The organism is Bradyrhizobium sp. Ken01, from assembly GCF_055807355.1.
In genome coordinates this window covers 64,050-71,754 of the sequence record NZ_JBVVPC010000041.1, presented here as the reverse complement: position 1 = coordinate 71,754, position 7,705 = coordinate 64,050, and the positions used below count along the sequence as shown (strand labels likewise).

General features: G+C 65.5%; 6 protein-coding genes. All 6 read right to left on the bottom strand.

Translation table 11 applies throughout. The features are described 5' to 3' along the window. Positions 1-141: 141 nt before the first annotated feature. Complete coding sequence (locus AC0L3S_RS30335) at positions 142-885, bottom strand: aspartate/glutamate racemase family protein (RefSeq protein WP_473283288.1); 744 nt, start codon at positions 883-885, stop codon at positions 142-144. Between the two features lie 9 nt (positions 886-894). Beyond that, a complete protein-coding gene (locus AC0L3S_RS30330) occupies positions 895-2,160 on the bottom strand; it encodes an NAD(P)/FAD-dependent oxidoreductase (RefSeq protein WP_473283286.1) in 1,266 nt (421 codons plus the stop codon). Between the two features lie 3 nt (positions 2,161-2,163). Further along, positions 2,164-3,825, bottom strand: coding sequence for a thiamine pyrophosphate-binding protein (locus tag AC0L3S_RS30325; RefSeq protein ID WP_473283284.1), 1,662 nt, complete (start codon positions 3,823-3,825; stop codon positions 2,164-2,166). Between the two features lie 221 nt (positions 3,826-4,046). After that, the gene (gene uxuA, locus AC0L3S_RS30320) at positions 4,047-5,237 is read right to left on the bottom strand and encodes a mannonate dehydratase (RefSeq protein ID WP_473283282.1); all 1,191 of its coding nucleotides are present in this window, start codon (positions 5,235-5,237) and stop codon (positions 4,047-4,049) included. Between the two features lie 15 nt (positions 5,238-5,252). Continuing rightward, the gene (locus AC0L3S_RS30315) at positions 5,253-6,302 is read right to left on the bottom strand and encodes an L-idonate 5-dehydrogenase (RefSeq protein ID WP_473283280.1); all 1,050 of its coding nucleotides are present in this window, start codon (positions 6,300-6,302) and stop codon (positions 5,253-5,255) included. Continuing rightward, entirely contained in the window at positions 6,299-7,705 is a 1,407-nt protein-coding gene (locus AC0L3S_RS30310; RefSeq protein WP_473283277.1) for a TRAP transporter large permease, read from the bottom strand. The genes AC0L3S_RS30315 and AC0L3S_RS30310 overlap by 4 nt, the downstream gene beginning before the upstream one ends.

Below are 7,705 nucleotides of genomic sequence, written 5' to 3'. Positions count from 1 at the left end.
GCCTCAACGCCAAGGCACGCGATGCGCGCACCGCCTACGCCAATGCAACTTGACAACAGAGATAGTCGCTCACCCGGCGCTTCGCGCCACCTTCTCCCACAAGGGGAGAAGGAAGAGCAGCCATCTGCAGCTTCTCGACCTCTAGCCAAACTGACGCGGGCGCAGTCCGGCATGAAACCACGTAATCATGGAATAGATGTCATAGACGGGCAATCCGACCTCGGCCTGAAGCGCCGCTGCATAAGGCGGCATGTTGGTGCATTCGAGCACGATCGCGCCGACATCCGGGTTCCTGGCGACCAGCTCCTTGCCGGCCTCGACCACGTCACGTTCGGCCTGCGCGATATCCATGTCGTCCTTCTCGGCTTTGATCAGGACGCGGAAGAACTCCTTACCGTTCTCGGTGCCGACCAGCGGCGCGTCGAGCGGCACGCCGGCGCCTTCGAGATGGGCCGGCGTCAAGGTCGAGCCCGACACGGTGACAAGGCCGACGCGCTTGCCGGGCGGCAAGGTCGCCTGCACCCACGGCACCTGCATCAGTGACGAGGTTGCGACGGGAACGCCGACCGCGGCTGCGATCTCCTTCTGGAACAGCGAGAGGAAGCCGCAATTGGTGGTGATGGCTTCGGCCCCGAGCCGCACCAGATCCTTCGCCGCGTCGATGAAATCAGGCAGCAGACCGGCCGCACCCTTCAGCACCACCTTCTCCGGCGAGGCACCGTTCACCACGCGATAGAGCACAGGGAAAGGCCAGGTGGTGCCGTTGCCCATGTCGCCAGGAATGCGGGGAAAGCGCGCCTCCAGCATCAGGATGCCGAGCGGTGCTCCATAGATGGCCTTGCCGCCGCGGGCGATTCGGGATGACGATTTGGCTGGAGCGGTCATGATGCGATCTCAGAGAAAACGATCGGGCGAAAACGGTGCGAGCGGAATTTCCGGCGGCTTGCCGCTCAGAAGCTGGGCGACGAGACGACCGGTGCGGGCCGAGCCGACCAGGCCGATATGGCCGTGGCCGAAGGCATAGACGATGTCGCGCGAGGCCCGCGCGTAACCGATGCAGGGACGTCCGTCCGGCATGCTCGGCCGGTGGCCGAACCAGGTCTTGATACGCGAAGCCGGAATGTCCGTCGGCAGTTTCGGGAACATGCTGAAGAGGTAGTTGCGCAAAATCTCGGCGCGCTTCCAGTTCGGTTCGGCCGCGAGGCCTGCGATCTCGACCGTGCCGGCGGCGCGCAAACCCTTGTCGGTCCAGTTCACCACCATCTTCGCATCCGAGGCCATCATCGAGCTGCGTGGCCCCGATTCCGGATTCTCGATCATGACGTGATAGCCGCGCTCGGTCTCCAGCGGCAGCGGATCGCCGATGGACGCCGTGAGCCGCTTCGAATGCGCACCGGCGGCAATCACCGCGCCATCGCACGCAATCTCGCCGGTCTCGGTCAGGACAGCCGCCAACTTGTTGCCGGAAAGCCTCAGCCCGATTGCCTTGGCCCGCACGAGCTTGGCTCCGCTTGCCAGCGCATGTTGCGCGAGGGCCGCGACATAGGCTCCGGGGTCGCGGCAGCGACCGGCTTCCTCCACCACCACGCCAAAAGTGTAGCGCGGATGCAAATCGGGCTCGCGCTGACGCATCTCGTCGGCCGAAAGCTCCAGCCATTCGACACCGACGCGCTTGCGCACGCGCCAGCCGAGATCGTTGTCGAAATTGCCGCGTGACGGGAAGACATGCATCACGCCGTTACGCTCGATCAATTCAGGGACGCCCGCCTCCTCGGCCAGCTTCCTGTGCAGCAGCGGCGCGTCCTTCAGAAGGTCGCGCAGCGCAAATGCCGTCGTCTCGACCCGCGCCTCGGTCCAGCCCGAGAGCAGATATTTGATCAGCCAGGGCAGCGCCTTCGGCAGATAAGACCAGCGGATCGCGAGCGGTCCGAGCGGATCCATCAGATAGCCCGGCACCTTCTTCCAAACGCCGGGCTCGGCCGGCGGGATCACCGAATGCGACGACAGCCAGCCGGCATTGCCGTAGCTCGCCGCCTGTTCGCCACCGGGCTCGCCCGGATCGATCAGCGTGACGCGATGGCCCCCGCGCAGCGCCTCGATCGCGCTGATCACGCCGACCGCGCCGGCACCGATGATGGCGACGTGGCGGCTTTGCGACATCGCCTAAGCCTTCACCGCAGGGGCAAAGTCCTTGCCGACCGACATCGCCCGCGGATCGATGATGCAGTGGAGGATCGACGGCTTGCCCGAGGCGAGCGCACGCTCGAACGCCGGCGCGAACTCTTCGGTGCGCTCGACACGCTCGCCATGGCCGCCGAACGCTTTTGCGTACATCGCGAAATCCGGGTTCTTGAGCTGGGTGCCGACCACGCGTCCGGGATAGTCGCGCTCCTGGTGCATGCGAATGGTACCGTATTGCGCATTGTCGACGACGATGACCACGAGGGCTGCGTCATACTGCACGGCGGTCGCGAATTCCTGCCCGTTCATCAGGAAGCAGCCGTCGCCGGCGAAGGCTATGACGGTACGGTCCGGATATTGTCGCTTGGCGAGCACCGCGGCCGGCACGCCATAGCCCATCGAGCCCGACGTCGGCGCAAGCTGTGAAGCAAAGCTGTGGAAGCGGTGATGGCGATGGATCCAGCCGGCATAGTTGCCGGCGCCGTTGCAGACGATCGCGTCCTTGGGCAGGCGATCGCGCAGCCAGGTCATGACCTGGCCGTACTGGAACGTACCCGGCAGCTCGCGTGCCTTCTCGGTCCAGGCGAGATAATCGGCATGCGCCTTGGCGGCCTCGCCCTTCCAGGCAACGGCGCCTGCCGGCTTCAGCGTCTCGACCGCGGCCGCGAACGCGGCGGGCGTGGCCTGGATCGCGAGCTCAGGCTGATAGATGCGGCCTAGCTCTTCCGAGCCGGGATGAACGTGGATCAGCTTCTGCCGCGGGGTCGGAATGTCGAGCAGCGTGTAGGATGAGGACGGCATCTCCGACATGCGGCCGCCGATGAGGAGAACGAGGTCGGCATTGTCGATGCGCGCCTTCAGGCCCGGGCTCGGCCCGATGCCGAGGTCGCCGGCATAATGCGAATGATCGGCGTCGATCAGCGACGCGCGGCGGAACGAGGTCGCGACCGGCAGGTCGAAGCGTTCGGCAAAGCGCGCGATGCTCCTGGTCGCCTCATCGGTCCACCGCGAGCCGCCGAGGATGACAAGCGGCGCCTTGGCGCTTGCAAGCATGGCGCCAACGCGCTCGATATCGGCAGGCGCGGGCCAGCTCACCGCCGGCTCGATTCGCGTCGCGTCGGCGACGGCCGCGGTCTCGGTCAGCATGTTCTCCGGCAGCGAGATCACGACGGGACCGGGGCGGCCCTGCATGGCGACACGGAACGCGCGCGCGACCAGCTCGGGAATGCGGTCGGGACGATCGATCTCGACCGCCCATTTCGCCATGGTGCCGAACACCGCCTTGTAGTCGAGCTCCTGGAACGCCTCGCGCTCGCGCATGCCGGTGTCGACCTGACCGACGAACAGGATCATCGGCGTGGAATCCTGCATCGCGATGTGGACGCCGTGGCTCGCATTGGTGGCGCCGGGGCCGCGGGTGACGAAGCAGATTCCGGGGCGGCCCGTGAGCTTGCCATAGGCCTCCGCCATCATCGCCGCACCGCCCTCGGCGCGGCAGATCATGACGTCGATCGGGCTGTCGTGCAGCGCATCGAGCGCCGCAAGGTAGCTCTCGCCCGGTACGCAGGTGACGCGCTCGACGCCTTGCGCGACCAGCTGATCGATCAGGATCTGGCCCCCGGTGCGGGTGTTGCGAATGGTCATGACGGCTCCTCAAGGCTTTGGCGATGCATTTCGCAGCTTCGCGAAAAATTTGCTCGGAGCTGGCGTAGGACAGGCCGACAGGGCGCGCAAGATCGAAAGGCTTCTCGCACCCTGCGCAGGCGTCATGCCCGCCCCTGCTGGTTGCACTGCAGCCCATTCGCGACGACGCGGAGCGCCGCGATCGACCGGCTCTATCCGAAGCTCGGCGCGATGGCGGCGAGCTACCGATGCTCGATCGCGCGGATCGCGCCACGGAGCTCGGCGAGGCCGCGAAGGCGGCCGATGGTGGTGTAGCCCGGATTGGTGCGCTTGGTCGCCGCGAGATCGTCGAGCATGCGGTGGCCGTGATCCGGCCGGAACACGATCTGCCGGTCGGGCGAACGCCGCGCGTTCTCCTTCAGCAGTGCCTTCAGCACCGCGACCATGTCGACGTCACCGTCGAGATGATCGGACTCGTAGAACGACAGGCCGTCGACCTCGCGCTTGGTCGCGCGCAGATGCGCAAAGGCAATGCGCGGACCGAAGCGTTCGGCCATCGCGGGCAGGTTGTTCTCGGCGCGCACGCCCAGCGACCCCGTGCACAGGCAGATACCATTCGCCTTTGACGGCACGGCATCGAACAACGCCTGATAGTCATCGGCGCTGGAGGCGACGCGCGGCAGGCCGAACAGCGGGCGCGGCGGGTCGTCCGGATGCAGTGTCAATGAGACCCCGAGCTGCTCGGCGACGGGTGTGACGCGGCCCAAAAACTCGGCGAGATGCTGCCGCAGGATTTTTGGCGTGACGTCGCGATATGTTTCGAGCCGGTCGCGGAATTGCGGGATGGTCATCGGCTCGGTGGTCGAGCCCGGCAGCGCGCTGGCGATGACCATGACGAGATAGTCGATATCGGCCTGGCTCATCTGGTCGAACAGCTTTTTCGCGCGAGCCTGCTGCTCCGGCGAATACTCCTGGACGGCGGCGGGGCGCTTCAGAATGTGCAGCTCGAAGGCGGCAAAACGGTCCTGGTCGAAGCGCATGGCACGGGCGCCGTTCGGCAGCTCCCATTCGAGATCGGTGCGGCACCAATCCACGACGGGCATGAAGTTGTAGCAGATGATCTTGATGCCGGAAGCGGCAACCGCCTCCAGGCTCGCGATCCACGTCTCGATCGAGCGCGTCGCCTTGGCCCCGAGACGCTTGACGTCGTCGGGGATCGGAATCGATTCCACCACCGACCATGTCAGCTGCGAACGGCCGGGTTGGCCGTTCTCGATAAAGTTCTTGCGCTCCTCGACCGCCTTGCGGGTCCAGGCGTCGCCGATCGGCACCTGATGCAGCGCCGAGACGATGTCGCTCGCCCCGGCCTGCCTGACATCATCGAGCGAGACCGGATCGTCCGGCCCGTACCAGCGCCATCCTTCCAGCATCATCGAAATTCTCCCGGATCAGTTCGCGGTCAGCACGACCTTGACGCTCCGCGAGCGGTCGAGCGCCAGCCGCAGCGCGTCCGGCGCGGTGGACAGCGGCCGCTCGGCGGTGACCAGCGACAGCACGTCCACGCTGCCGTCCGCAATCAGCTCCACCGCCGTCATGAACTCGAGCCCGAAACGGAACGAGCCGCGCAGGTCGATCTCCTTGGCCATCACCGCATTGGCCGGCACCGGAATCTGGCCGCCCGGCAGATTGCCGATCTGCACCACAATGCCGCCGCGCCTGATTATACCGATCGCACTGGCAAGGCCTGCAGCCGTGCCCGAGACTTCGAACGCGACATCGTAGGGGCGCGAGGCGGCCTGCGCCTTCAGGCCTTCCTCGCCGGCTGCGACATTCTCGACGTGTGAGGCGCCGAGCCGGGTCGCAAAGGCCAGCGGCGCCGGCGCGATGTCGGCCACTGTGATGTCGGTCATGCCGGCGCGGCGCGCGGCGAGCATGGTCAGAAGCCCGATCGGACCGGCGCCGAAGATGATGCCGCGCTTGCCTTCGATGTTGCCGGCACGCGCCACCGCATGCAGACAGACCGCGAGCGGCTCGGCGAGCGCCGCGGCCTGATAGGACACATGATCGGGGATCTTCACGCACTGCGCCGGGATCGCGTCGAAATAATTGGCAAAGCCGCCCTGCATGTGCGGCGTCTTCGAGGCCGAGCCCATGAAGTAGATATTTTCGCAGAGGTTTTGCCGGCCTTGGCGGCAAGCGACGCAACGGCCGCACCAGCGCGATGGGTTGACGGCAACGCGGTCGCCGACCTTCAGGTTCGCCGCGGAGCCCGCGATCTCCACGACCTCGCCCGAAATTTCGTGGCCGAGCACCAGCGGCGATTTCACCACGAAATCGCCGGTGCGGGCATGACGGAAATAATGCATGTCCGAGCCGCAGATGCCGCCGGCGCCGAAACGGAGGCGGACCATGCCTTCCGCGAGCTTGTCGAGCGGATGCTCGACCATGCGCAGATCTTCGGGGCCAAACAGGGTTGCGGCGAGAGCTGTGGATGTCATTTGGAAAGTCCCATGTATTTCGGCAGCCAGAGGGTCAATTCGGGGATGTAGGTGATCGCGATCAGTGCGAGCATCAATGGCACCAGCCAAGGCAGGATCGCCACCGTCGTGCGCTCGACCGAAAGCTTTGCGACGCGCGCGAGCACGAACAAGACCATGCCGAGCGGCGGATGCAACAGACCGATCATCAGGTTCAGCGTCATGATCAGACCGAAATGGATCGGGTCGATGCCGAGCTTGAGCACGATCGGCAGCAGGATCGGCACCAGAATGGTGATCGCCGCCGTGGTGTCGATGAAGCAGCCGACGAACAGGATCAGGACGTTGGCGAGCGCCAGGAACACCCATTTGTTGTGGGTGATGCTGAGCATCCAGTCCGACAGCATCTGGGCCGCCTGCGAGACCGTGAGCAGCCAGGCGAAGATCGAGGCTGCCGTGACGATGAACAGCACCGACGCCGTGGTCTCGATGGTGTCGAAAGTCGCTTTCGCGACCGTTTTCATCGTCATGGTGCGGTATCGCACGAGGCCCAGGAACAGCGACCAGATCACGGCGGCGACCGCGGCTTCCGTCGGGGTGAACCAGCCGAGCGTCATGCCCCCGATCAGGATCACCGGCGCCATCAGCGCCATCACCGCGGAGAAGTCGAAGTACCAGTCCATCGCGAGCAGCACGACCAGGCCAATTCCAACGGCCCAATTGGTGGAGAGACCGGCGACCGTCAGGAGCCAGACCGCCATCGGGAAAGCGAGCACGACGAGGATCTCGAGCCCCGCCGATCCCAATTGCGGCCAGGAGAAGGGCGTATCGCTGCCCCATTTGTTCTTGTGCGCGAAGTAGGTGACGGTGGCCATCATCAGCAGCGTCAGGACAACGCCTGGAATGACGCCCCCCAGAAACAACGCGCCGATCGAGACGTTCGCCATCATGCCGTAAATCACGAAAGGCAGCGATGGCGGGATGATCGGGCCCAGCGTGGCGGAGGCCGCCGTGACGCCGACGGAGAATTCCGTGGTGTAACCGTGGTCCTTCATCGCCTTGATCTCGATGGTGCCGAGACCCGCGGCATCCGCGATCGCGGTGCCGGACATGCCGGAGAAGATCACCGAGCCGATGATGTTGACGTGGCCGAGGCCGCCGCGCATCCAGCCGACCAGCGCGACCGCGAATTTGTAGATGCGGCCGGTGACGCCGGCGATGTTCATGAGATTGCCGGCCAGGATGAAGAAGGGCACGGCGAGCAACGGGAAGCTTTCCACGCCGGCGATCATGCGCTGCGCCAGCGTGACGTCGGGCGTCACGCCGCTGACCAGGATGTAGAGCAGCGACGACGCCGCCATGGCGATAGCCACGGGAACGCCGAGCAGCATCAGGACGAGAAAGCCTCCAAGCAACAGCAACAT

Coding starts and splice junctions, on each gene's coding strand:
- AC0L3S_RS30335 (WP_473283288.1), bottom strand. CDS start 885: ATGACCGCTCCAGCCAAATCGTCATCCCGAATCGCCCGCGGCGGCAAG.
- AC0L3S_RS30310 (WP_473283277.1), bottom strand. CDS start 7,705: ATGTTGCTGTTGCTTGGAGGCTTTCTCGTCCTGATGCTGCTCGGCGTT.
- uxuA (WP_473283282.1), bottom strand. CDS start 5,237: ATGATGCTGGAAGGATGGCGCTGGTACGGGCCGGACGATCCGGTCTCG.
- AC0L3S_RS30325 (WP_473283284.1), bottom strand. CDS start 3,825: ATGACCATTCGCAACACCCGCACCGGGGGCCAGATCCTGATCGATCAG.
- AC0L3S_RS30315 (WP_473283280.1), bottom strand. CDS start 6,302: ATGACATCCACAGCTCTCGCCGCAACCCTGTTTGGCCCCGAAGATCTG.
- AC0L3S_RS30330 (WP_473283286.1), bottom strand. CDS start 2,160: ATGTCGCAAAGCCGCCACGTCGCCATCATCGGTGCCGGCGCGGTCGGC.